We start from the raw sequence: 25,765 nt of genomic DNA on the forward strand, positions 1-25,765 counted from the left end.
CTCGTGCTGTTCCCGCAGGAGTCGTCACCTTCGCTCTTCACCATACAACAACTATGCACAATCTCTTTATTATCAACTCCACCAAACTTTAACAGAGCCTTTGATTTAAATTTCATTCTTTTAGACTGCCTACGTGGGGCGTCTAGCCCATTTATTCAGCGCCCATCGACCAACACGACAACTTGAACAATTGATTGCATTTTATATTTTATGTGTAATCAAATTTTTTTTGATGATAAATCTCATTCATTATTAAATACTTTCTACCTGTTTGTCAAACCGACTTTTCATTTTTTAGTTATTTTAATGAATTCGGAACTGATTTTTTCCACCAATCCAACAGATCTTGTGGTTGTGTGATTGGGATGGCTCCCTCCTGCAAAAGCTTAAGGCAACCTTTTGCTTCTGGCAAGAAAATTGAATCAGGAACAACAAAAACATCCTTTCCTTGCTCAAGTGCCTGATCTGCCGTAATCATTGTTCCACTGTGCTCGGTGGCTTCTATAATCAACGTAGCCTGGCTAAGTCCGCTAATAATACGATTTCTCTCAGGAAACTGCCAACGTTCTGGTTTCACATCCGGGGGATATTCGGTTAATAATAGCCCATTTCTCTCAATCGTACGGTACAATGAAGTATGTCTTTTCGGGTAAATATGATTGAATCCAAAAGCCAAAACAGCAATGGTTTTTCCTTTTTGATCGAGTGTCAGTTGGTGGCTCATTCCATCGATTCCATAAGCTAAACCACTGACAATCGTAACAGATTGTTCGATGAGTGGAGGAAGTAATACATTTATTTTATTTTTGGCAGTGGGAGAAGGTTTCCGGGAACCGATTACACTCAGATGATTTCCTTGGAGAAGTTTACGGTCGCCACGTGCATAGAGGATTAATGGGGGATCTGGAATGGATGCTAGAGTTTGTGGATAATCAGCATCGTAGATGGTTATCGGTTGTAATATGCTATATTGCCGTGCGGATAATTGTCGATAATGACGATTTCTGAGGAGTTCATAGACTGATTTAGCAGTAGAGGTTTCCAAATGAAGTGATTGACTGAGGTCTTGCCAATGGAGTGTAAGCAATCGTTCTAGTGAAGGGTCTGTCAGTAAGTAACTTTGTGCTTTTTTTCGGGTTATTTTTGGGTGAGATAACAAATGAAACAATTCAAACGAGGGATTTATTTGCATCGAACGATGTCTCCTTTGAGGGTAGATACTATTTTTTAAGGAAAAGTTAATTTGTAGTAGATGTCTATAAAACTTGGATAATTAAATGTGAGGGGCTTAGAGGATTATCTCGTAGAATAATAGTTGAGCCCAGACGATTCATCTGGACTCAAACTATAAGTTACTTAACGGTTTTACATTTTTCGGCAAGTCCTTTTTCTTCAAGAACTTTAATCATTGTTTCGCCAATATCTGCTGGTGTTTCAGCTACAGCAATTCCGCTTTCTTTCATGATGCGTTTTTTCTCATCTGCTGTACCTTTACCACCTGAGATGATTGCACCAGCGTGGCCCATACGTTTTCCTGGAGGAGCTGTTGCACCACCGATGAATCCGACAACTGGTTTCGTCATATTCGCTTTTATCCATTCAGCAGCTTCTTCTTCAGCTGTACCGCCGATTTCACCAATCATAACTACTGCCTCTGTATCCGGGTCTTCGTTGAATGCTTGTAGTACATCGATGAAGTCTGTTCCGTTAACTGGATCTCCACCGATACCAACAGCTGTAGATTGACCATAACCTTCCGTTGATAGCTGATGAACGGCTTCATAAGTCAATGTACCAGAGCGAGATACGACGCCGATGTGGCCTTTTTTGTGAATATAACCTGGCATGATACCGATTTTAGATTCATCTGGCGTGATCACACCTGGGCAGTTTGGTCCGACAAGACGTGTTTTCGAACCTTCCATCGCACGTTTAACTTTAACCATATCCAAAACAGGAATATGTTCAGTAATACAAATGACCAAATCCAATTCAGCATCTACGGCTTCAAGAATTGCATCCGCAGCGAATGGAGCTGGTACATAAATGACGGAAGCATTCGCTCCTGTCTCTTTCACAGCCTCTTCGACTGTATTGAAAACAGGTACGCCTTCTACTTCTTGTCCACCTTTACCTGGTGAAGTACCGCCGACAATTTTCGTTCCATATTCAAGCATTTGTTTCGTATGAAAAAGGGCTGTTGAGCCTGTGATCCCTTGAACAATAACTTTTGTATCTTTATTTACATATACGCTCATGTTCGACCGTCCTTTCTTATTTGACTAGAGATACAATTTTATTTGCACCATCAGCCATTGATTCTGCTGAAGTAATATTCAAACCGGATTCATCCAAAATTTTCTTCCCTTGATCGACGTTTGTACCTTCCAAACGAACGACAAGTGGCATTTCTAAACCAACTTGTTTGGTTGCTTCAACAACACCTTCAGCGATGACATCACATTTCATGATTCCACCGAAGATATTAACAAAAATTCCTTTTACATTTTGGTCAGATAAAATAATTTTGAATGCTTCAGTTACTTTCTCGGTTGTTGCGCCTCCCCCAACATCAAGGAAGTTAGCCGGTTCGCCGCCATAGTGCTTGATAATGTCCATTGTAGACATCGCAAGACCGGCACCGTTTACCATACAACCAATGTTTCCATCTAGTGCTACATAGCTCAAGTCATATTTGGAAGCTTCGATTTCTTTTTCATCTTCTTCATCCAAATCACGTAGCTCTTGAATATCCTTCTGACGGAATAATGCGTTGTCATCAAAGTTCAATTTCGCATCAAGCGCAATAACTTCGCCGTCACCAGTAGTTACCAGTGGGTTGATTTCTGCAATTGAACAATCTTTTTCGACAAATACTTTATAAAGGCTCATCATAAACTTAACAGCCTTACCAACGTATTCTTTCGGAATGTTCATATTGAAAGCAAGTCTTCTTGCTTGATAAGGGCTAAGACCAACAACTGGGTCAACAACCTCTTTGAAAATTTTCTCTGGCGTTTCAGCTGCCACTTCTTCAATTTCCGTTCCGCCTTCTTCCGATCCCATCATAACGACACTGGAAGTAGCACGGTCAAGGACAACACCTAGATAGTATTCATTCTTGATGTCGCATCCTTCTTCGATCAATAAACGTTTAACTTCTTTACCTTCAGGGCCTGTTTGGTGTGTCACCAATGTTTTGCCTAGGATTTCTTCAGCGTATTGCTTCACTTCATCCATATTTTTGGCAATCTTGACACCGCCGGCTTTCCCGCGTCCACCTGCGTGGATTTGTGCTTTAACAACTTTTACATCTGTAGTCAATTCTTTTGCAGCTTCAACTGCTTCATCAACAGAAAAAGCTACTTTACTATTTGGAACTGCCACATTGTACGCGCGGAAAATTTCTTTCGCTTGATACTCATGAATGTTCATGTTACATCCTCCCATCGATAATATCTCTAGCTATAAGAAAACCATGCTGGTCTTATTATACATAAAAATTGTATCATTCAAAAGAACAATCGCCAAATTACACGGTTTTTGTCATTTTTTGATCTACTCGATAAATATAAGCGAATACTTCGGCTACGGCTTGGTATAATTCTTCAGGTATTTTTTCATTAATATTTAAGTGACTCATTAACTCAATTAAAGCAGGATCCTCGTGCACAGGAACATTTTCAGTAGCTGCTCGCTCTAGGATTTCTTCTGCTAATAAACCTTGACCTTTCGCAATGACTTTTGGAGCGGCTTCCACTTCTTCATCATAACGAAGCGCTATAGCTGCTTTTCGGTTCGGCATAAATTTTTTCATGCTTTAAAATCAATCCCTTCACCTTGTTTTAACGGGTACGGAAAAGGATCGACGGGCCGCTTATTGGAATCTTCTCGTAATTTTTTTAAATGAAGTCCAGTGAACTGATAATTGATCCCTTGCAAACCAGCTTTCAAATCCTGTTCGTAAAGATGTACGAGAGAACGAACGGATTTGGGGTCTTGATGATAGATGGTTACGTCAACCATTCGATTCATCACTTGCATATCAACAACGATATTACTTAGACGCGGAAGATCCAAATAAAACATGATCCGACATTGTTCTGGATGGATTGTGCCATCTGTTTGTTTTTTTCCTTCAAAATCCATCCAAAGATCTTCATTCAGGCCGAGCATTTCCTTTGGAAGTTGTGCGCTAAACTGGATAAAGTCGCGACTCGATTCCATCGATAAATGCATCGCTTGGATCGTTTGCTGAATTTGTTGCGCTGCTGCTTGAATAGATGTTGAAGTTGACTGACTTTGAACCTGTTGAAGTTGCGATAAAATACTCGGTAAATTATTAAACTTTCCTTTTCCACTTTCCACTTGGGTTAATTCCATAAAGCTTAATAGTTTTGCCATGACTGCTGTTGTACTTTCGCTTGGTGGCTGAGTCAAACCTCTAAAAAATAAAAGCACACGACGTTGTTCTCCGGCCGTTTGAAGTTGCTGTAGATGGGTCAATGATTCGATCAACTGAGTTCCGTTTGTCGTATGTAAAAATCCTGCAATGTCAGTAGGCCTCTGTTGAATAGAGTTTGTTAATTGGTCTAACATCGTTTGCTGCATAGGTAATTGCTTTTTTATATTGGTCAACAAGGATCCTTGTAGTAAACTCTTTAATTTTTGATGTTGTTCTTTCGTGATTGTTGAGTGGCTTTGAATTGATTGCATGATATCCAAAACGGTTTGAAGGCTTCTTCTGGAATTACCTAATTGCTGGTTCGCCAGCTGCTGAATACTTGTAGAGATTTTTTCACCTGTTATTGAAAAAGGAACTGAATGGAGTTGGCCATTCATCATTTGATTGCCAGACGGTTGAAAACGGTCCGACTGAGAAGCTGCCCAGGCCCGAATATGTGCTGACCATTCAGCATAACTGATTTGACTTGGGATGACTCCAGCTTTTTGGAAAAGTTGAAAGGTCGTCTGCGATCCACTTCCAACTTCTCTTAATGCTTGAAACATGAATGTATGGAGTATTTGATTGGATGACCGCTCTCCTTGAAATAATTGTAGTGAGGAAGCCAGTTGTATTTGATTAACTGTCTGTTGCTTACTTGCCATCATTTGATTTTCCAATTGCTGAATAACTTGATTGATCGATATCGGTTGATTCAAACGCTTGGATAAAGACTGGTAGACTTGCTCAGTCATCGGCATGTTACGAAGCAACATTTCTGAAAGAATCGTCGTACGCGTTGAAAGGGCATCCTCTTTTCCCAATGCAAATAACTGTCCAAGAGCTTCCTTCGACAGTGGGATTTGTTGTTTCATCAACCCTTGCAATAAGGCTTGGTTAGCCTTTGTCAGCTTTAAACCGAGCGCTTGCATGATGACGTTCATACGTTCACCCGGATCATTTACCGGTTTTTGCGATAGAACTTTCATTTTAACAGCGGGAGACGTTTCCATGACTTGCATCAAATATTTTTGGTTGGCATGAAGTTCTGTATCAATTTGGCCAACGATTTGCTTCCCGCTCATTTGCATAAGGGCACGGTTTTCAGGTAAAAACTTAATGACTCGTGCAGGTAGTATTTGTCCAGTCCGAACGGCCAGTTTTGAAGCATCCGTCCGTGACAAACGGATGGATTGAAAAAGTTGATTAATTGGTTTCGGTTGCATCACTTTTCCTCCATTAGACAAATTGGTTTACTGGGGCAAAGCTTTTCCGATGATAGGGAGTTGAACCGAGTGTTTTCAACGCCTCCAAATGTTCTTTCGTTCCATAGCCCATATGTTTTTCAAATCCGTAACCCGGATAATCACAAGCGATGTCTTTCATCATCCGATCTCTCGTGACTTTTGCCACCACACTCGCTGCGGCGATTGAGATGCTTTTGGCATCACCTTTAATGATTGAGGTTTGTTCATAATCAACTTCAGGTAGTTTCATAGCGTCAATTAACAGGTGTTCCGGTTGAATGAGTAAGTCATGGACTGCCCGCTTCATGGCTTCCAATGATGCTTGGTGTATATTCATCAAATCGATTTCCGTCGGGCTTACTATGCCGAGCCCTACCGCAATAGCCTGATCCGTAATCAACTCAAAAAAAGACTCTCGTTTCTTTTCACTTAGTTTTTTGGAGTCCGTCAAACCGGGTAAATAAAAGTCCTCAGGTAAAATAACGGCTGCCGCAACGACCGGACCGGCAATTGGACCACGTCCCACTTCATCAATACCAGCGATTAACTGTACACCTTCTGATTTCAACTTATTTTCATATTGCATCATTTCGAAAAAAGCTTCTTTCAACGCTTGTTCTTTCATTTGTTTTTTTTCAAATTGCTCAAGAAGCTTTTGCACGCCGACACGTTCGTCATTTTTGATATGAATCAGCCATTCTTCAGATACATGGTCACTGAATAGCTTTTCTTTAATCATTGTAATGGTTTCTTTTGTTTCTTTCATCGTTTCACCTACTACTGAATTCTTGTTGGTTATATCGGTCAGTCTGTTACTTTGTTTATACGTGGAGTCGGTCCATCGTAATTCTTCCAAGCTTACCGGAACGAAAATCACGTAAAATTACATCTGACGTTTTTTCATAATCGACAACACCGCCAGCTTGGAGGCACCCTCTTTTCTTACCGATAACATCAAACCATGTGATGACATCTTCCTCGGTTAAATCCAGTCCGTACCTCTCTTCAAGTAATGTTGGATAGTGTTCTTTTAAAAACTTGAGAAGATAAATAACGACCTCATCCAAGTGAAGGATCGTGTCTTTAATTGATCCAGTCGTTGCTAGTTTATAGCCGACTTCTTCCTCTTCGAATTTCGGCCATAAAATACCTGGTGTATCCAATAGTTCAAATTTTCCACGAATTTTAATCCATTGCTGTTTTTTTGTTACACCGGGCTTATCACCGACTTCAGCTCTTTTTTTATTGGCTAACCGGTTTATTAGTGTTGATTTACCAACGTTCGGGATTCCGATAATCATTGCCCGGATAGCTCGCGGTTGTACCCCTTTACTGGCACGTTTATCGTTCACACCTTGACCTAACTCTTTCGCTTTATGGATGAGCCTCTCAATATCTTTTTTCTGGTTAACATCAACGGAAAGTGCTATATTGCCTTCCTCTTCAAAATGATTGACCCATTGCTCTGTTACTTGCGGATCAGCTAAATCACTTTTCATAAGAACAATCAGTTTTTGTTTTTCTCCCAAAATTTCTTGAAGCATTGGATTCTGGGAAGAAACCGGCGTTCTAGCGTCGACTAACTCGATAACAAAGTCAACAAGTTTTAATTTCTCTTGTACTTCTCTTTTTGCCTTGGCCATATGACCTGGATACCATTGGATTTGCATTGTTCCACCTGCCTATCTCCTCATAACTCTTACTTTCTTCATTATAAGGAATTTCAGGGCGTTTGCCTAACTATATTAGTAATTATAGGGTTCGTGTATAATAGATAAATAATTTATTCTTTTCAAAATATAACTAAAGAAAGCGGTGTTTGAGTTGTACCAACTATATTATCGTACATATCAAATGGCCTTGCGCTCGGTCTCAAAGTTCCTTCCTTGGAGAGAGCCAAAAGTCTTCTCTGGATACAATAGTATCAATCAACTTGTTCCTTTTCTGGTTGAAAATGATTTGCATCGTTTATTAGTGGTAACGGATAAAGGGATCTCAAAAATAGGATTAATGAGTAATTTACTCGAACAAATGAAAGACAAACAAATCGCTGCCTTTATCTATGACGATACGGTACCTAATCCAACGATCACCAATATCGAAGAATCATACACGATGTATAAGGAAAATCAATGCCAAGCCATAATAGCATTTGGGGGTGGATCGCCAATTGATTGTGCGAAAGCCGTTTTGGCAAAATTGGCAAAGCCTAATCAATCAATTGCCAACATGCGAGGTTTAATGAAAATTCGAAAGAGGGAAAGCTTTCTCATAGCTGTACCAACAACTGCCGGAACAGGAAGTGAAGCAACGTTAGCTGCAGTCATTTCAGATCCTTCTAATCAAGAGAAATATCCATTAATGGACCCAGTCTTAATACCGGATGTTGCTGTATTAGATCCACTGTTAACGAAGAATTTACCACCACATTTAACAGCCACTACAGGGATGGATGCTTTGACACATGCCATCGAAGTTTATATCGGAAACAATATGACAAATGAAACACGCGAAGCCAGCAGAAAAGCAATTCAACTAGTTTTTGAAAATATATATATTGCTTATAAGGATGGCAGTAACCTTGAAGCAAGAAAGAATATGCTCGAAGCCTCGTACTTAGCGGGTTTTGCTTTCACTCGGTCTTATGTAGGTAACGTTCATGCGATTGCCCATACGCTAGGCGCATTTTACAATACACCTCATGGGCTAGCGAATGCGATTATCCTGCCACATGTGTTACAATATTATAGAGAAATAGTTTATGAACGACTCGCTGAACTTTCGGACTTAATAAAAGTAAGCGAGCAAACTGAACCAATCGACGAAAAAGCGAATCGCTTTATTAAAGAAATTAAACGCTTGAATCAGCGAATGGAACTTCCTGATCATCTTCCAGAAATCAGGGATGAAGATTTACCGCAAATGATTGCCCGTGCCCACCGGGAAGCAAACCCTTTATATCCTGTGCCTAAAGTCTTTACGAAAAAGGATTTTGAGCAGGTTTATAAAATGATTCGTGGGTAGCAAAGAAAGGAATGGTTCATCATGGACGCAACACACACCTATACGAAAAAAGAAGAAGTGGTCAATGCGATCACCCATGGGATCGGCGTCTTACTCAGTGTTGCTGCGCTGGTCCTATTGGTTGTCTATGCAGCGATGAATGGAACAGCTTGGCATGTCGTCACATTTTCAATTTTTGGAGCGTCAGCAATCGTTCTGTACACATCGTCAACATTGCTACACAGTTTAAGACCCGGACGTGTTAAAAATGTCTTTGAAATTTTAGATCACTCGTCCATTTATTTCTTTATTGCCGGAACGTACACCCCTTTTGTATTAATTGCTGTAAAAGGTGGTCTCGGCTGGACGCTGTTCGGAATTGTTTGGGGTCTTGCAATTGCAGGGACTGTCTTTAAATTATTTTTCGTTAAAAAATTCCTGCATGTTTCTACTTTGCTTTATATTTTGATGGGTTGGCTCATCGTTTTAGCATGGAGTCCACTTTCAACTTATATGACGACAGGTGGAATGCAGTTACTTGTCGCTGGAGGAATTCTTTATACAGTCGGTGCTGTATTCTATGTGTGGAGAGGTTTTAAATACCATCATGCTTTATGGCATTTATTCGTCCTAGCTGGATCGATTACACACTTCTTTTCAGTGGCAACTTTAGTTTAATTTTGAGATTTACGAAACCCCTCAGTTAGATGACTCGTTTCATTCGTCTCTAACTGGGGGTTTTTGTGTTAATTCATCTATTTTTTCATGTGCGATTGATCGTTTGATTGAGCGCTGGGTCTTCAAGTAAACCATGTTTCTTTTTAAAACGGTTTAAAATTCGTGTCCAACTCATACTAAACAAACTAATAAAGACGATATTGGATATAGCATGGGCTAGATCATGATAAAAACTGGACACATAAATGCCCACAAGGAATTCCCACGTGAAGTTTTGCATATTGCTGAAAACAATCCATAGATTCATCATCCAACCAAATATAAAACCCCAAATAAAACCGAAAGTATTCAAAACCCATAAATTACCCATGCCCGCAAATTGTCTTAATAATCCAGCACTCATTCCCATCGTTCCCCAAGCAAACATTTGCCACGGAGTCCATGGGCCTTGTCCTAAAAAAATATTTGAAACGAGTGCTGCCAAGGCACCAACCAAAAAACCTGATTCTGCCCCAAAAACCAATCCAACGGTTATAATTACGAATGAAGTCGGTTGAACACTTGGAAGGCCAGCAAAGGGTACACGTGCTACTGCGCCAATCGCTGCCAACAATGCTAAGATGACGATTTCCCTTGTTTTCACAGTTTTGATTTCAAAACGAATAAAAAACAACATCATAATCCCGCCAATTATACCCAAGCTCAATAGTAGATAATTATGGTAGTTAAACACGGCATACATGACGATCAGCATTATAAAAACCGTAGCGGTTGCAATAATTAGGCTAGCTCGCGCTCTTGCCATGAATGCACCGCCTCCTCTAACGTCAGTACTTCCGGAAATTGACTATTTTGTGTAACTCGATTGATTGATGTTGTATAAAAATAGTTGCCTTTGAAAAACGAATGGGGTGGTGCTTCAGCCGTAATTTTCCCATCAAATATCATGGCACATTTCGTTGCAATTCTCGCCGTAAATTCAATATCATGAGTCACCATCAAAATGGTCAGACCTTCAGAATGCAATCGTCGAAGAATTGATTGAAGTTTAATTTTCGAAATGGGATCCAACCCTTTCGTCGGTTCATCCATCAATAAAATGGTCGGCTTCGTTAACAACATACATGCTAAAGCTGCCTTCTGAATCTCACCACCAGAGCAATCGTATGGGTGTCGATTCCGTAGATGCTCGATTCCGAATGTATTTAGCAATGAATCTATTTGTTGTTCAGAATCTTGAATCTCGTGCTGCTCGGTAATTAATAGCATTTCTTTTTCAATTGAATCTTGGATGAAGAACGTATGTGGTTGCTGCGATAAATAGGCAATATTTTGATGAACCCGGTTTACTGACTTATTTGTTAACTTGCGACCAAATCGCTTAACGATGCCTCGCTGAGGTTTGAGCAGACCTAGACAAGTTTTCAACAACGTTGTTTTTCCAGAACCGTTCCCTCCCATGACCGCATAAAAATCACCTTTTTTTAATGAAAGAGATAACTTGGACAAGACCATCGAAGAACTCTTTTCATACTGATAGTAAACATCCTTCAACTCAATGATTGGCTTCGGATTCTCAGTTGATTTTCCGTTTTCTTTTTTGATCATTTGATCCATTGCAGGTAGTGAAGCAAGCCATGCTTTACCTTCATTTACATTCAGAGGAATTTGATTAACTGTTGGTGAATGTTCCATTTCTAAATACATTTGTGAAATCGCAGGAATATATGGTAAGAAAGAAGTATCTTGTTGTTTAAAAACCTGATGAATGACTTCCCGACTCTTCCCATCATAAGCGATCTTCCCTTCTTGCATGAACACAATTCGATCAGCCTTATCAAAAAGCTCCTCAAGTCGATGTTCGACGACAATAACAGTTATGCCAAGCTCCTTGCTTAACCGTTCGAGCATAACCAACAAATCCTTGGCAGCTACAGGATCAAGTTGAGAAGTAGGTTCATCTAAAAGTAACAATTTCGGTTTCAATAAGAGGGCTGACAACAAATTCAATTGTTGTTTTTGCCCACCGGATAACGTTGTAGTTTTTTGGTTCAGAAGATGTTCTACACTGAAGGTATGGACCATTTCCGCCAGCCGTAGTCGCATATCGATTGGTGAATATCCTAAATTCTCCATGCCAAAAACAAGTTCTTGCATGACGTCATCCATAATGATCTGATTTTCTGGATCTTGTAAGACAAGACCAATTTCCTCCATTAAAACTCTCTCTTCCCATTCATCTAAGGATTTACCGAAGTAAGATATATCACCCGAAGGCGAGCCATGCGGAGCAATTTCTCTTTTCAGCAAATGAAGGAGAGTAGATTTTCCACATCCGCTTGGTCCACCAACGACGACAAACTCTCCCTGCTTTAAACGTAAATTAACACCATCCAAAGCATAGCTGGCTGACTCTGGATATTGAAAAGACAACCCGTTTACATTAATCATTTCCATCTTAATTTTTCTCTCCCTTCAGTAATGAGTGGAAAGGACGTTAAAATAAGCATACAGAAAAAAACAACCCAATCGAACTGAAAAAACTGCCATGGGCCTAGTTCTGGATAAATAATCATCTGGCCATATCCTAATTTGCCCCCATAAAAGCAAACCACCATTAAACTTGCTAATACAAACAACCAAAACCAATCACGTTTCTCCATATAGTAAGGCGTGTAGGAACTTTTTTTACCTTCACTTCCATAGCCTCTCGCTTTCATTGAATTCGACACATGAACCGCTTCCTCAAGCGACCACGTCAAAAGAATTTGAATTCTCAGCATCCCGCTTCTGACTCTTGTTTTAAGACTCCCAACAGTCATACTCATTCCTCGTAGACGTTGAACATCTCCAATTTCATCGAGACGTCTTTTCATCAATGGAACAAACCGAATTGCCATCATGATCATTAAAGCAATACGAGGAAGAAATTTTGAAAAAATATATAAAAATCGGTTACCGTTTAATATGATATTGAACGATATGAAGATCACTAAAATGATCGCAATAAATAATGCCATCGTTATTCCATACATAAAGGCTTCTACTGTCACTTGCTTTCCTCGAAAATAAAAAAGAATAGTCGTCCCTCGTGACACCAAAAATGGATTGATTAGGATAATTAGAGTACTCATGATCGACAGTGTAGGCAACCATTTCCGTAAGTCTTTACCACCATCATGAGATATATTGACGAAGATTAGTAACAATAAAATGGTCACTAGAAAGATTGGATGATTGAAATACATTGCTAATATCAACATACAAATATAATAAAAAAACTGAACATATGGATGGTAACTGCGAAAACCATTATCGATTTCTCATCACACGCTTTCTATGTAAATATCGATATGCATTCCAGTAAAAAAACACTTCCCTGTTACAGGGAGGCAAAGGAGCCCGCTTTGCATTCTAAGAGGGCTCCTCTAAAACTTCCCTGAGTTCAAAATACGTGGTTGTATTATCTGATTTTGTATAGCGCTTTACAAAATGCATAATTTCATTCCGCTATCTTCTGAAGGGTTTTAAGTCTGCCCCCAAATCCTGGCCTAAGTTCGTTGTGTACAACCATTCCACTCGATCTCCTGGTCGTAATGGCACTACACCAGCTCCTCGGTCTGGAAATATTCCATTGACTCGATACATCCAGCCGCTTCCTGAGCCACGGTCAAATTCATAAACGTTTGCTATACCTTCAACATAAGCTGTTGCACCTTGACCGCCTCGATAATCCATCTGAATTTTATGTGCCTTTGTTATTTTAATCAACGCATCGAGTACGGTGAATCCATCTTTAATTTCCATTTCTGTAGGTGGTAATGGCACCTCGCTATCTGAGATGACAATCGAATGGACAATCGTTTGCCCCTTTTTCGTACTTTCTTCTGAAGGCGGATTATCCTTCTTTTGATCCTCTTGATTGCTTTCGGATGGTTCCGATGGTTGATTGGCTTGATCTTCTTCTTCATTTTTAGAAGGTTGAGAAGAGGATGATGATTTTTCTTTCGGTTGCTTCTTCTCTTCTTTTGATTCTGATTTTTGTTTGTCTGATTGGTTGCTTTTTGTTGATTTTGATTCACTCTTGGTTTTTTCCTTTGATGCTAGAGTAGTTGTGTCATCTGGTTGATCTTGATGAGCAACTTCGTCTTCGGACGGCAAATCTGATTGACCTGATTCTTTTCTCTCGGTCTCATTTGCCACTTCTGTTGATTCGTCTGGGTCTGGCTCATTATTCTCTTCCGATGAACCATCCGAATTCGTTTCTTTTCCAATGCTTGATTTGTTTAAACTTGTTCCGATATCATCATCCAATTTTTCATGAAATGTACCTCCTCTTACTTCAGATTGCTCCTCAGCTTCCTTTAGCTCATTTGCTTCTTCTTTGGATAATGGTGCAGATCCGCAAGCAGCCAATAAAAACAACAATACAAGTGAAATTGGGATGAAGAGACGCTTATACGTAAATTGCATAGTATCCTTCCTTTTACCCGTGCTATTTATGGTTCTTTTTACGGTAATATAAGATGAAAAATGCACCTATAACAATGAACAGTGCAAATACCAGCCAATAGCCATACGTCGTGTTTTCTGACTCCGTCTGCTTTTGTCCGCTACTTTCTTGTGAACGGACATCCGTTTCTTCTGATTCTTCATTTGATTGACTGGCAACAGAAGTATCTGTCTCATCATTTTCATTTGAATTCTTGGCGGAAGATTCTTTTTGTTCTTCTTTTTTAGATTGACGATCGTTTTCATTCGAATTTTTTATCGCAGATTCTTCTTGTTCATTTTTTTCAGATACTTCGTGAGCAGCAATAACTCGAACTGATTGCTCTTTATCTTGCTTAGTACTTCCATAATTTTCATTTAAACTGACGTGTCTTTGACTCTTTTCATCATTTGTTCTAGCATTGTCTGTTTGGTCTTCTACCTCAGTTGGATTTGTTGTTAGATCCTCTTGTGAGTTATTTTCTTTTGATAGATTATTTACAATCATCTGAGTTGGCTTTTCAAGATTATGACCTGTACCATCAAACACACCATAAATGCTAAAATGATTCGTTTGGAAAGAGATTGTTCGAGTTTTTGAATCATATTTTCCTGAATCAATATGCTCCCATTCATTCGTTTGTTCATTATAATAATAAGCCTGCGGATTCTGCGCTTCTTGTTGATTGACTTGGAGTGTTAACGTAATTTCATTGGTGCCGAAATCGCTGACTTTAGCATCACCCGCCATCAACGTAAAATCATAAACGGAACCTACTGCGTAGCTTGCAGAATATTTTTCCAATTGAATCGTTACTGGTGCACCATTTGATTGCTTGGCTAATTGACCCAGAATCTCCGTTGGGATGTGTACGGCTGCGTCTTCTTTGTTAATTCTTAAATCATTTTTACCTTTAATCAATGTATCAATTACTGTTTTCTCTAATTCTACTGCTAATTGATTTTGAACCTTTGCATTTTCAGGTTGGACCTCGACCACACTATCTTTGACGTTTTTTAAATCATCAATTCTTATCGTTGTTTCCATCTTTTTGTTTGCTTTCGTTGTTGACTTAACTTCGATTTTAATTTCTTTTTTAGATGAATCTTCCTTTTGTTCTTTTTCATCAGTGTCTTCGTCTGAACCTTCCTCATTATCTTTTAGTGGAGGCTCTTCCTCGTTATCTCCTTCACTTGGAGATTCTTCTTCATCATCTTTTATAGGAGGTTTTTCCTCACTATCATCTTCACTTGGAGGTTCTTCTTCGTTACCTTCTTCGCTATCGCCAAAATGATAAAGTGACTTTTTTCCTTTTAAAAAGTAATCATACGCTACCAATGCTTGGAAAGCTTGTTCGGTAGCCATTGCATTTGATACAACTTCTCCTTGAGTGTGTTTAAATCCACCATCTTCATTTTGATAAGATAATAGATGTGAAATTAAGCTATTTTCATTTTTTACAAACTCTTCATTCGTTGGATCAATTCCATTCGCTGATAAACCGATAATAACTTGTGAAGCAGCTTCACTTGTAATTCCTCCTACAAAACTTCCGCCATCAAAACCTCCGTCCTCAGTTTGAATATCTGATAGCCAGTTAACTGCGGAATCTATCGACTTTCGGACTTCTTCCTGGTCATTATATGGACTTAACCCTATTAAAGCCATTGCCGTTATATCAATGCTCGGCGATTCGAAATTTGTATTTAAATGCCAACTGCCATTTTCATTTTGGTTATTTAATAACTCCTTAATTAGTTTTTGTCTCGTCCATTTAGCATCATTTGGAACTTCAAAATTTTGCGTGTCTAAAGCAATTAAAGCAAATATCGGACCGTTATTCCCTTGGAAAGTCATTGTATCAAACCCACCACGACGTTCAGGGCTGTTATAAATTAGCTCAATAAGGTTTTTTCCTTCAATCTCAACTTGTAACGGGTTGATTCCGACAGCCACAGCAGCAATTACCAATCGCTCGATATCAGTTATTTTGATACGGCCATTTTCTAACCCTTTAACCACTTGGTTTTCTAAATGTTCATAAAAAAACGTGTCGGTATAATCATTGGGAACTTGCTTACCGGCTTGAGCTAATCCGATAGCTTCCCATTCACTAATGACTCCCTTATTTAAAATAAAATTACTAGCCGCATCTATTGCTTGTTCAATTTCATTCTCTGTAATTTCAGTAGAACCCAAATTTTCTACACTTTCAGCAGACGCTGTGTTAATACCAATAGAAATAATGAGCACAAACGAAATCACTAAATGTGATATAAAACTAAAAATTCTTTGCATTAATTACCCTCCTAGTTAGTAAAATCTATTAAATAAACCTATTTGAACATAAAAAAACATCTCTAACGAGTAGAGATGTTCAGTGGGCATTCTATCACTATGGTACATTTATGTATTTCAGAATTAGCATAGTCGTCGCCACACCTCCCTATCCTCGTAGGTTGAATGGTGCAAAAAACAGGCAGGTCTCCTGGCTTATGGTCGTCATTTTCTAAATCCTTCCCATCATAAGACAGTGGAATGTTTTAGAAAACTCGCAATATACAGTGGCGGGACCGCGCCGGATTTCCACCGGCTTCCCTTTTAATGATTGATTAAAAAAATTTAATCGAATCAACCTGTTTTTACCTATTCAATTGTCTATAGTCTATATCTTTCGTCAACAAACGTCAAACTTATTTTAATTATCAGCATTTTTTTATGTATAAATACAAAATGAAAGACAAAATAAAAAAAGCTGTTCTGAGTACAATAATTTGACTCAGAACAGCTTCTTATTTTTTCATTAGCGTCTTTCTTTAATTCTTGCTGCTTTACCACGAAGGTTACGTAGGTAATAAAGTTTCGCACGACGAACTTTACCTTTACGAGCAACGTCGATTTTAGCAACACGCGGAGAATGTACAGGGAATGTACGCTCAACACCTACACCATAAGAAATCTTACGGACAGTGAATGTTTCGCTAATTCCACCACCACGTCTTCTAATTACGACACCTTCAAAAACCTGAATACGCTCACGGCTACCTTCGACAACTTTTACGTGAACTTTCACTGTGTCTCCAGCTCTGAATTCAGGCAAGTCTGTACGCAGCTGATCTTGAGCAACTTGGTTAAGAATTTCTTGCATTCTGCTCACTCCTTCCAACAAAATGCTCTTACTTTCTAAGAAGTAGCGGAACATTGTTATCACGCTTAACGAACTTAAGCACATCAATTAATATATCATACCGCACTAATAGATGCAATGAAAATTCCGTACTACTTTTCGTCGATTATTTGTGTCAAAAACTTTTGTTGTTTATCCGTTAAGCCTGCTTTGTCAATTAAATCCGGCCGCCGTTCATATGTTCGCTTAAGCGATTCATATTCACGCCAATCCTCGATTTTTTGATGGTGCCCAGACAAAAGGACGTCCGGCACACGGTGACCTCGAAAATCACTCGGTCGTGTATAATGTGGATGTTCCAATAGATTGGTGGAAAATGAATCTTGCTTCGCAGACTCATCATTCCCTAACACACCTGGCAAGAGTCTCACAACACTATCTGTAACGACCATGGCGCCAAGTTCTCCACCCGTCAATACATAGTCACCGATGGATATTTCATCGGTAACAAGATGTTCGCGAATTCGTTCATCATATCCTTCATAATGACCACAAATAACGATTAAGTGTTCCTCTTTGGCTAGCTCTTCAGCCTTTTTTTGGGTGAATGTCTCTCCTTGAGGACACATCAATAAAATTCTTGGTGTTGTCTTAGATTGTTCGGTTAAGCTTTCAACAGCATCAAAGATCGGTTGCGGACTTAATACCATTCCAGCTCCGCCACCATATGGATAATCATCCACTTTTCGATGTTTACTCTCTGTATAATCTCTAAAGTCAACCAGGCTATAATCAAAGTGTCCTGCTTCATGTGCTCTTTTGAGAATAGAGGAGTTCATCACGCCAGAAAACATTTCCGGAAACAACGTCAATAGATCGATTTTCATTCGGATAGCAGTCCTTCCATATTCTCAATGATAATTTTTTTATCCTTCACATTTACTTGTTTAACGATTTGCTCAATATAAGGAATTAAAGCATCCCGTAGACCATGCCGCTGGACCACCCATACATCATTGGCACCTGGTGAAAGTATTTCTTTAACATGGCCTATATACGTATCATCTGTCAGGTATACTTCACAACCGATGATTTCATGGTAGTAAAATTCATCATCGTCCAAGTCATGTTGATCCTCGGCAGCTACCTTTAAATATCCACCTTTCATCCACTCAACATCATTGATGGAATCCCTATCCTCAAAGGTCAATAAATCGAATTGTTTATGCTTCCGATGCGAATGAACGGTTAATACGACCGGCTCGCTTTGTTGATCATTGAAAAAGTATAGCGTATGACCAGGGGCGAAACGTTCGTCGAAATCTGTGGTTGAAATAATCCGGACTTCACCTCTAACACCATGGGTATTGACGACTTTTCCGACATTAAAATAGTTTTCTTTCATGCAAATCACCTATTGATTTTCTCTATTATTCCGTCTTTAATGACGATTTCTCGATTACCAGCAATATCATCCCATGAATCCCCGACTGATAGTTCAATAATCTCCTCAACTTCACCTTCAACAATCTCACTACCGATTGGCAATATTTCCAACTGCTCTAATTGGTATTTGCACCATTCAATCGAGCGTTTTCTGCGTTCCTCTTCTTGATTAAAACGCTTTTCCACTTGATTTGCTGGGAATCTTTTTTGATGAAGCATTTTCTTTTTTTCAAAATGAAGTTGATCAAGTTCAGTCTGATGCTTGGACTTTCTATTTTCAAACTTCTGTTGTAGAGCTTCTTTACTCTGCGGTGTGATGACTTGCTTGATTTTCGTTTTTCTTAAAATTTTCACGACATCCACCTCGAAAGCGTGTCTTAAAAAAACGTAAAAGTGAAAAAAGGGAAAGGTTTATTTCCCCCTCCCCATTTACATAATGTCTAAGTAGACTCTTTTGTTTGTATCGGAACCCGCTGCATAGACAACCGTACGAATCGCTTTTGCAATCCGACCATTTTTGCCGATGACTTTTCCAACATCATCCGAATGGACAGTCAAATGATAACGAATTTTTTCATCCGTTTCTTCAACTGTCACTTCGATTTGATCCGGATGGTCAACCAACGGATAGACAATCGTTTCAATTAAGGCTTTCATGTATATCTCAAATCCTTATTTGTTTGTTTTTGAATTATGAAATTTTTCCATGATGCCTTGCTTAGAAAATAAGTTACGCACTGTATCGCTTGGTTTTGCGCCTTTTGTCATCCAGTCTAATGCTTTTTCTTCATCGATTTTAACCTCAGGTGTTTCTGCAACTGGATTATATGTGCCGATCTGCTCGATAATACGTCCATCACGAGGTGAACGAGAGTCTGCGACGACTAATCGATAAAAAGGATTTCTTTTAGATCCCATTCTTTTCATGCGAATTTTTACTGCCATAATTACACCTCCATTTAATCTTTCCTATCACAAGTTTAGATTGTATCAAAGAATTTTTAGTCTGTAAAGGGTTTTTACATTACATGAAAGGAAAATTCATTCCTCTCTTTTTACCCTTCTTCGGACTGGTCATTTGTTTCATCATTTTCTTCATTTCTTCAAATTGTTTTAGTAATCGATTCACTTGTGAGACAGATGTCCCTGAACCTTTAGCAATCCGCTTCTTACGGCTGGCGTTAATGACGGAAGGTTCGACTCTTTCTTGTTGTGTCATCGATTGAATGATTGCCTCAACGTGGGATAATTGCTTATCGTCCACTTGGAGGTTTTTCATGCCTTTCATTTTGTTCGCGCCAGGCATCATATTGATCAATTCATCGAGTGGACCCATATTTTTGACTTGGTCCATCTGTTCAAGGAAGTCTTCGAAGGTGAATGACATGGACTTGATTTTCTCTTCCATTTCCTTCGCTTTCTTCTCATCCACTTGTGTCTCAGCTTTTTCAATCAGGCTCAGTACGTCACCCATACCAAGAATTCGTGAGGCCATACGTTCGGGATGGAATGCTTCCAATTGATCGAGTTTCTCACCCATACCGGCAAACTTGATCGGTTTACCTGTAACGGCACGAATGGATAAAGCTGCACCACCGCGTGTATCCCCATCTAACTTCGTTAAGACGACGCCTGTAACATCAAGCTGCTCATCAAAGCTTTCTGCGACGTTGACGGCATCCTGACCGGTCATCGAATCAACAACTAAAAACACTTCGTCTGGATTGACTGACTGTTTGATCTCTTGAAGTTCTCCCATCAGATTTTCATCGATATGCAAGCGTCCGGCTGTATCGATAATGACATAATCGTGATGCTCTTCTTTTGCCTTTTCGATTGCTTGATTCGCTATATCTACCGGGTTTGCTTCTGTTCCTAAGGAGAAAACAGGTAGATCAAGTTGACTCCCTAATGTCTCTAATTGATTGATCGCTGCCGGACGATAAACGTCGGCTGCAACCAACATCGGGTTTCGGTTATGTTTTTTCCGCAGTAGATTTGCAAGTTTACCAGTAGTTGTCGTTTTACCGGCACCTTGCAGACCGACCATCATGATGACCGTCGGTGGCTTATTTGCTACTGCAATCTTACTTTGTTCGCCACCCATCAATTCTGCAAGTTCTTCTTTGACGACCTTAATGACTTGCTGGCCTGGTGTCAGGCTTTCCAATACTTCTTGACCGATTGCTCGTTCTTTTATGCGTTTAATTAAATCTTTTACGACTTTAAAGTTTACGTCTGCTTCCAATAAGGCTAATCGAACTTCTCGTGTCATTTCTTTGACGTCTTGTTCGGAAACCTTCCCTTTACCGGTAATTTTTTTTATTGTATTTTGCAGACGGTCTGCCAAGCCTTCAAATGCCATGTGCAAAAGACCCCCTAATCAATGTTTTCCATCTGGTTTAATAGCTTTTTCAGCTGATCGAAATTCTGATTCTCCACAGCAGCTTTCATCTGGTCGATCAACTCATTCCTTGCTTGAAACCTACGATAAAGTCCAAGCTTTTCTTCATAATCTTCCAGCATAACTTCTGTACGTTTAATATTATCATAAACTGCCTGCCGACTGACATCATAAGTCTCTGAAATTTCTCCGAGTGAATAATCTTCCAAATAGTACAGGTCCATGTAGTTTTTTTGCTTTTCAGTCAGTAGTTGTTGATAAAAATCGAACAGATAATTGATTCGTGTCGTTTTCTCAAGCATTACGGAATGCCTCCTATTCTTCTACACCGTCATCTACGAGATCGCCAAATAATCCATAGACAAACTGATGGGCATTGAAACGTTGAAGGTCCGTCATTTGTTCACCAAGACCGACGAACTTGACCGGTAGCCCCATTTCATTTCGTATCGCAAGAACAATTCCGCCTCGCGCTGTTCCGTCCAGTTTCGTTAAAACGATTCCGGAAACATCCGTTGCTTCTTTGAACGTTTTAGCCTGAGCCATCGCATTTTGACCTGTCGTTGCGTCTAATACAAGCAATGTCTCATGAGGTGCTCCTTCAATTTCCCTGCTGATTACGTTTTTTACTTTGGATAGCTCTTTCATCAAGTTTACTTTGTTCTGCAAACGTCCTGCCGTATCACATAGAAGCACATCGGCCCCACGGGACTTGGCAGCCTGAATTCCATCATAAATGACAGCAGCTGGGTCGGCACCTTCGCTATGCTTAATTACATCGACACCTGTACGCTCTCCCCATACTTCTAGCTGTTCAATTGCACCTGCACGGAATGTATCACCCGCAGCGAGAACAACCTTTTTTCCTTCTTGTTTCAATTGGTAGGCAAGCTTTCCGATCGTTGTCGTTTTACCGACACCATTGACACCAACAATAAGAACAACGGAAAGGCCATCTTCGTTAAGGCTCAATTCCTCGATGGATTCTTCATCATCACCGTAATAGATTTCCACTAGCTTCTCTGATATGACTTCCTTAACCTGTTCGGTGTCTTTAATATTTCTCCGTTTCACTTCCATTTCCAACTCTTCAATCAATTCCATGACGGTTTCGACACCGACATCTGCGGAGATCAAGATTTCTTCGAGCTCCTCGAAAAACTCTTCGTCTACTGTACGATATCGAGCGACCAAATCATTGACTTTCGATGTAAAGTTATCACGCGTTTTCGTCATGCCTGTTTTGAATTTATTCGTTACTTGTTCGGTCTGATCGTTAATTTTATCTTTTAGTTTTTTGAAAAAACCCATGTTTCACTACTTCCTTTCTTACGTTAACATCATGTCTTCCGTTTCTTCGAGTTTAACGGAGACCATTTTTGACACACCTGACTCCTGCATCGTCACACCATACAATACATCGGATAGTTCCATTGTACCCTTTCGGTGTGTAATCACAATGAATTGTGTTTCAGCAGAAAATTCCCGTAAATACTTTGCGAACCGGAATACGTTTGCTTCATCAAGCGCCGCTTCCACTTCATCCAATACACAGAATGGTACGGGGCGAACACGTAAAATCGCAAATAATAACGCAATCGCTGTCAATGACCGTTCGCCACCGGATAGCAAACTTAAATGCTGCAGCTTTTTGCCAGGTGGCTGAGCGATTATTTCAACACCTGTTTCAAGCATGTCTTGTGGGTCCGTTAATTGCAGCTCCGCCCGGCCGCCACCAAATAATGTTTTGAATACTTGCGTGAACTCTTTCTGGATTTTCTCGAAAGTGTCACTGAATTTACGAACCATTTCTTCATCCATTTCACCAATGACGTCATATAAGGTTTGCTTCGCTTCCAACAAGTCAGATTGCTGACGTTTTAAAAAGTCATAGCGCTCCTGAATACGTTCGTACTCTTCAATCGCACCTAAGTTCACATGACCTAATTCATCGATCGCACGTTTAATCGTTTTTACTTTTTCTCTTGAGGCTTCCAAATCATCCGTTAACCCGTATTCTTGTTTTGCGCGCTCATGAGTAAGTGTGTAGTCATCCTGTAATTGTTGCAAACGGTTTTCCAATTCAACGTCCAAGCGGCTCGCATTGACTTCGAGCTTTTGAACTTGATTATTTTCCTGCTCATATTGCTTGTTTTTTTCTTTTACTTCACGTTCAAGATCATCGCGTTGATGGGTAATCGACTGTCTCTTCTCTCTGCCTGCATCTATATTTTCATTCAACGTAACGAGGTTTTGTCGATACGTCTTCAAATTAGTTGTCAGGTTTTCAATAGAATCCTTCTGTTCATAGGACTCTTGCAGTTGCTTTAACTCTAGTTCTTTCGCTTGCTTAATCTTCTTTCCTTCTTCCAGGTCGGACAAAGCCTCTTCGTAGCGATTTCTTTGGTTTCTTACTTCGCTATCCTGCTCAGCAAAACGAATTTGCATATGGTTCAATTGTTCACGAACCTCTTCGTGTGCTTCTTTATAAGTGGACAAGTTATTCGTTAAATGCTCAATCTTTTCACGTAATCGATTCGTTTCTTTCTCTGATCCTTTAAGAAACTCTGTCACATCGTTTAAGTCTTTTTTAAGTTCGTTGATTTCAATTTCTAATTGATCATTTTCTTGATCGTACACGTTTAATTGATCTTGTACATTGGACAATTGATACGTGACAGAATATAGTTGTTGTTCTTTTTCTTTGATGATTTCTTCCTGATTTCTTTTTTGTTCTTGAAGGTCAGCAATTTCTTTCTTCAACTGTTCCTGTTTGGTTTGTTTTTCTTGTAAATTATGTTCAAATTGCTTCGTCTTCTGTTCATATCGATTCAGTTTACTAGCTGTTTCATCCAATTCTTTCTCTCTTGTAAACAAAGAGGCTTGGTTGGAGTTCTTCTTGGCTCCACCAGTCATCGAACCACCTGGGTTCACTACGTCCCCTTCTAGCGTCACAATCCGATAGCGATGGTTCATCTTTTTGGCAATTTCATTGGCTGCTTTTAAGTTTTCTGTAATCAATATATTTCCTAATAGCTGTTTGGCTATCGATTCATATGCTGAATCTACTGATACCAAGTCAGCAGCGATTCCAATGAAACCTTCTTGGTCTAATCGGTTGATGTCTTCCTGTCTAATCTTTCGTGGGCGAATCGATGTTAACGGTAAAAACGTGGCGCGCCCACTGTTCGATTTTTTCAACCAACGAATTGCACTTCTGGCCGCCGCTTCATCCGAGGTTACGATATTTTGAGCTTGACCACCTAATGCTGTTTCGATTGCGGTAACATAAGCTTCGTCAATCTCCAACAACTCGGCGACCGCTCCATGAATTCCTTGTATTTTCTTTTTTTTGGATGCTTGCAGAATTGCCTTCACACCGTAATAAAATCCACTATAAGAAGATTTCATTTGCTCCAACATATCTTTTTTGGAACGTAATTGATCAATCAAGCGGTAAGCTTCTTGTTTTTTACCTTCATCAACCCGGATGTCTTCCGCTAACGCAGCGTACGATTTATTCGCTTGTTCAACTTTCGTTTCTATTTCCTGATAAGTCGATTGTTCATGTTCAATTTCATTCGTATAAAATTGCTCATTCTCCTGCAATTCTTCGCGCTGTCTGATTAATTCTTCAAATCGTTCATCTAATCTTTGTTTTCGATAGCTTGTTTGTTCGATTTGTTTTTCTTTTGAATGCTTTTCGTTCTTTTTTGCAGCTTGCTCATTTAGTTGGTCGATATATTGTGCTTTCAATGTCTCGATTTGCTCTTCGACTTGATGGCCTGTTTGATTTAACTTTTCTTTTAGTTCATTAATTGTTTTCTTCGTTTCATCGCGCTGTGATTTTAATAAGTTGAGCTTTCCTTCATGGTCTTCAACATCGAATTCACCTTGCTCAATTTGGTCTTGATAGGCTTGAATTTGATTTTTTAATCGTTCTTTATTTTCGTCAAAGTGCTTTAATTGCTCAGTCAATAAGTTTCGTTGACCATCCAGTTGTTCAATCTGCTGTGTCAGTGTTAACTTTTTCTCTTGCCATTCTTCGATTTCTTGATCTAATGCCGTAATGGTTTGTCGATAAGTTTCCAACTGAGCATCATCTTTATTCACTTCTGTCTTTAAGTTGAGTAGGTATTCTTTCTTTTTATCAATTTTGGATAATAGTTGTTGCCATTCTTCATGGTAGGATTCAATTTCTGTAACCAATAACGAAACTTCATATTGCTCCAGCTCATCTTTTCTCTCCAAGTATTCCTTGGCAATCGCTGACTGTTCCTGTAGAGGTCCTAGCTGTCCTTCTATCTCGTGAATGATATCTTCGACGCGACTGAGATTATCTGCTGTGTCGATTAACTTCTTTTCGGCATTTTGTTTCCTCTTCTTATATTTTAGGACACCTGCTGCCTCTTCAAAAATGCTTCTTCGTTCTTCAGACTTTGAACTAAGAATCTCTTCAACACGTCCTTGGCCAATGATTGAAAAAGCTTCTTTTCCGAGTCCCGAATCTAGAAATAGATCTACAATATCTTTTAGTCGACACGGTTGCTTATTGATCAAATATTCACTGTCCCCTGAACGATAGACACGTCTTGTCACTGCCACTTCTTCATAATCGATTGGCAAGCGTTGATCCTTATTGTCTAATGTGAGTGTGACTTCTGCGACATTCAGTGGTTTCCTTGAATCACTTCCCGCAAAAATAATGTCTTGCATTTTTGAGCCACGTAAAGATTTCGCTGATTGCTCACCCAGCACCCAGCGAATCGCATCGGTAATATTCGATTTCCCACTACCATTCGGTCCCACCACTGCAGTAACTCCAGGAACAAAATCGACAGATATTCGTTCTGCGAATGATTTAAAACCGACTGACTCCAATTTTTTTAAATACATATGTATACACCTACTCATTTTCACGAAC

24 protein-coding genes and 1 riboswitch are annotated in these 25,765 nt (G+C 39.5%); of the genes, 2 read left to right on the forward strand and 22 right to left on the reverse strand.

The window, feature by feature from the left end; genetic code table 11:
* Positions 1–298 precede the first annotated feature (298 nt).
* The 7 genes from dprA to ylqF all read right to left on the reverse strand — a co-directional run bounded on the left by dprA (position 299) and on the right by ylqF (position 7,361).
* A complete protein-coding gene (gene dprA, locus KQ486_RS09805) occupies positions 299–1,192 on the reverse strand; it encodes a DNA-processing protein DprA (RefSeq protein WP_216687511.1) in 894 nt (297 codons plus the stop codon).
* 160 nt (positions 1,193–1,352) lie between these two features.
* Entirely contained in the window at positions 1,353–2,258 is a 906-nt protein-coding gene (gene sucD, locus KQ486_RS09810) for a succinate--CoA ligase subunit alpha (protein ID WP_144159436.1), read from the reverse strand.
* A gap of 16 nt (positions 2,259–2,274) precedes the next feature.
* On the reverse strand, positions 2,275–3,435 hold the full coding sequence (sucC, locus tag KQ486_RS09815; RefSeq protein ID WP_144159439.1) for an ADP-forming succinate--CoA ligase subunit beta: 1,161 nt from the start codon (positions 3,433–3,435) through the stop codon (positions 2,275–2,277).
* A gap of 97 nt (positions 3,436–3,532) precedes the next feature.
* Positions 3,533–3,817, reverse strand: a complete 285-nt coding sequence (locus KQ486_RS09820; RefSeq protein WP_216687512.1) for an EscU/YscU/HrcU family type III secretion system export apparatus switch protein — start codon at positions 3,815–3,817, stop codon at positions 3,533–3,535.
* A complete protein-coding gene (locus KQ486_RS09825) occupies positions 3,814–5,670 on the reverse strand; it encodes a hypothetical protein (RefSeq protein ID WP_216687513.1) in 1,857 nt (618 codons plus the stop codon). Before KQ486_RS09825 ends, KQ486_RS09820 begins: the two co-directional genes overlap by 4 nt.
* Before the next feature lie 13 nt (positions 5,671–5,683).
* Positions 5,684–6,430: a ribonuclease HII gene (rnhB, locus tag KQ486_RS09830; RefSeq protein WP_216687554.1), complete on the reverse strand. Its 747-nt coding sequence runs from the start codon at positions 6,428–6,430 to the stop codon at positions 5,684–5,686.
* Positions 6,431–6,512: 82 nt separating this feature from the next.
* Positions 6,513–7,361 (reverse strand): ribosome biogenesis GTPase YlqF, encoded by an 849-nt coding sequence (ylqF, locus tag KQ486_RS09835; protein WP_144159448.1) that lies wholly within the window; start codon positions 7,359–7,361, stop codon positions 6,513–6,515.
* A gap of 154 nt (positions 7,362–7,515) precedes the next feature.
* On the opposite strand from ylqF, the gene KQ486_RS09840 reads away from it, so the two are divergent.
* Together KQ486_RS09840 and trhA are read left to right on the forward strand one after the other, a co-directional pair.
* Positions 7,516–8,715, forward strand: coding sequence for an iron-containing alcohol dehydrogenase (locus tag KQ486_RS09840; protein WP_246569280.1), 1,200 nt, complete (start codon positions 7,516–7,518; stop codon positions 8,713–8,715).
* Between the two features lie 21 nt (positions 8,716–8,736).
* Positions 8,737–9,372, forward strand: coding sequence for a PAQR family membrane homeostasis protein TrhA (gene trhA, locus KQ486_RS09845; RefSeq protein ID WP_216687514.1), 636 nt, complete (start codon positions 8,737–8,739; stop codon positions 9,370–9,372).
* Positions 9,373–9,457: 85 nt separating this feature from the next.
* Here trhA and KQ486_RS09850 read toward each other — a convergent pair whose 3' ends face one another.
* The 15 genes from KQ486_RS09850 to smc form a co-directional block, all read right to left on the reverse strand.
* Positions 9,458–10,177: an ECF transporter S component gene (locus KQ486_RS09850; RefSeq protein WP_216687515.1), complete on the reverse strand. Its 720-nt coding sequence runs from the start codon at positions 10,175–10,177 to the stop codon at positions 9,458–9,460.
* On the reverse strand, positions 10,153–11,829 hold the full coding sequence (locus KQ486_RS09855) for an ABC transporter ATP-binding protein (RefSeq protein ID WP_216687516.1): 1,677 nt from the start codon (positions 11,827–11,829) through the stop codon (positions 10,153–10,155). Before KQ486_RS09855 ends, KQ486_RS09850 begins: the two co-directional genes overlap by 25 nt.
* Positions 11,820–12,692, reverse strand: coding sequence for an energy-coupling factor transporter transmembrane component T (locus KQ486_RS09860; protein ID WP_311379126.1), 873 nt, complete (start codon positions 12,690–12,692; stop codon positions 11,820–11,822). The genes KQ486_RS09855 and KQ486_RS09860 overlap by 10 nt, the downstream gene beginning before the upstream one ends.
* A gap of 190 nt (positions 12,693–12,882) precedes the next feature.
* Positions 12,883–13,845: a DUF4430 domain-containing protein gene (locus tag KQ486_RS09865; protein ID WP_216687518.1), complete on the reverse strand. Its 963-nt coding sequence runs from the start codon at positions 13,843–13,845 to the stop codon at positions 12,883–12,885.
* Positions 13,846–13,867: 22 nt separating this feature from the next.
* Positions 13,868–16,162, reverse strand: a complete 2,295-nt coding sequence (locus KQ486_RS09870; protein WP_216687519.1) for a prenyltransferase/squalene oxidase repeat-containing protein — start codon at positions 16,160–16,162, stop codon at positions 13,868–13,870.
* 163 nt (positions 16,163–16,325) lie between these two features.
* A riboswitch (cobalamin riboswitch) is annotated at positions 16,326–16,519 on the reverse strand.
* A 148-nt stretch (positions 16,520–16,667) separates the two neighbouring features.
* Complete coding sequence (gene rplS / locus KQ486_RS09875; protein ID WP_144087713.1) at positions 16,668–17,012, reverse strand: 50S ribosomal protein L19; 345 nt, start codon at positions 17,010–17,012, stop codon at positions 16,668–16,670.
* 131 nt (positions 17,013–17,143) lie between these two features.
* Positions 17,144–17,878, reverse strand: coding sequence for a tRNA (guanosine(37)-N1)-methyltransferase TrmD (gene trmD / locus KQ486_RS09880; protein WP_144159469.1), 735 nt, complete (start codon positions 17,876–17,878; stop codon positions 17,144–17,146).
* Complete coding sequence (rimM, locus tag KQ486_RS09885) at positions 17,875–18,396, reverse strand: ribosome maturation factor RimM (protein ID WP_144159472.1); 522 nt, start codon at positions 18,394–18,396, stop codon at positions 17,875–17,877. Before rimM ends, trmD begins: the two co-directional genes overlap by 4 nt.
* 5 nt (positions 18,397–18,401) lie before the next feature.
* The gene (locus KQ486_RS09890) at positions 18,402–18,791 is read right to left on the reverse strand and encodes a YlqD family protein (RefSeq protein ID WP_186278503.1); all 390 of its coding nucleotides are present in this window, start codon (positions 18,789–18,791) and stop codon (positions 18,402–18,404) included.
* Positions 18,792–18,866: 75 nt separating this feature from the next.
* Positions 18,867–19,094: a KH domain-containing protein gene (locus KQ486_RS09895; protein WP_144159478.1), complete on the reverse strand. Its 228-nt coding sequence runs from the start codon at positions 19,092–19,094 to the stop codon at positions 18,867–18,869.
* 15 nt (positions 19,095–19,109) lie between these two features.
* Complete coding sequence (gene rpsP / locus KQ486_RS09900; protein ID WP_144087708.1) at positions 19,110–19,382, reverse strand: 30S ribosomal protein S16; 273 nt, start codon at positions 19,380–19,382, stop codon at positions 19,110–19,112.
* Between the two features lie 79 nt (positions 19,383–19,461).
* A complete protein-coding gene (ffh, locus tag KQ486_RS09905) occupies positions 19,462–20,802 on the reverse strand; it encodes a signal recognition particle protein (protein WP_216687520.1) in 1,341 nt (446 codons plus the stop codon).
* Between the two features lie 14 nt (positions 20,803–20,816).
* Positions 20,817–21,143 carry a putative DNA-binding protein gene (locus tag KQ486_RS09910; RefSeq protein ID WP_144159484.1) on the reverse strand — a complete coding sequence of 109 codons (327 nt, stop codon included), beginning with the start codon at positions 21,141–21,143 and terminating at the stop codon, positions 20,817–20,819.
* Positions 21,144–21,156: 13 nt separating this feature from the next.
* Complete coding sequence (gene ftsY / locus KQ486_RS09915; protein WP_216687521.1) at positions 21,157–22,152, reverse strand: signal recognition particle-docking protein FtsY; 996 nt, start codon at positions 22,150–22,152, stop codon at positions 21,157–21,159.
* An 18-nt stretch (positions 22,153–22,170) separates the two neighbouring features.
* The gene (smc, locus tag KQ486_RS09920) at positions 22,171–25,737 is read right to left on the reverse strand and encodes a chromosome segregation protein SMC (protein WP_216687522.1); all 3,567 of its coding nucleotides are present in this window, start codon (positions 25,735–25,737) and stop codon (positions 22,171–22,173) included.
* Positions 25,738–25,765: the final 28 nt, after the last annotated feature.

Origin of the sequence: Allobacillus halotolerans (assembly GCF_018967645.1) — a bacterium.
Classification (GTDB): Bacteria; Bacillota; Bacilli; order Bacillales; family Alkalibacillaceae; genus Allobacillus; species Allobacillus halotolerans.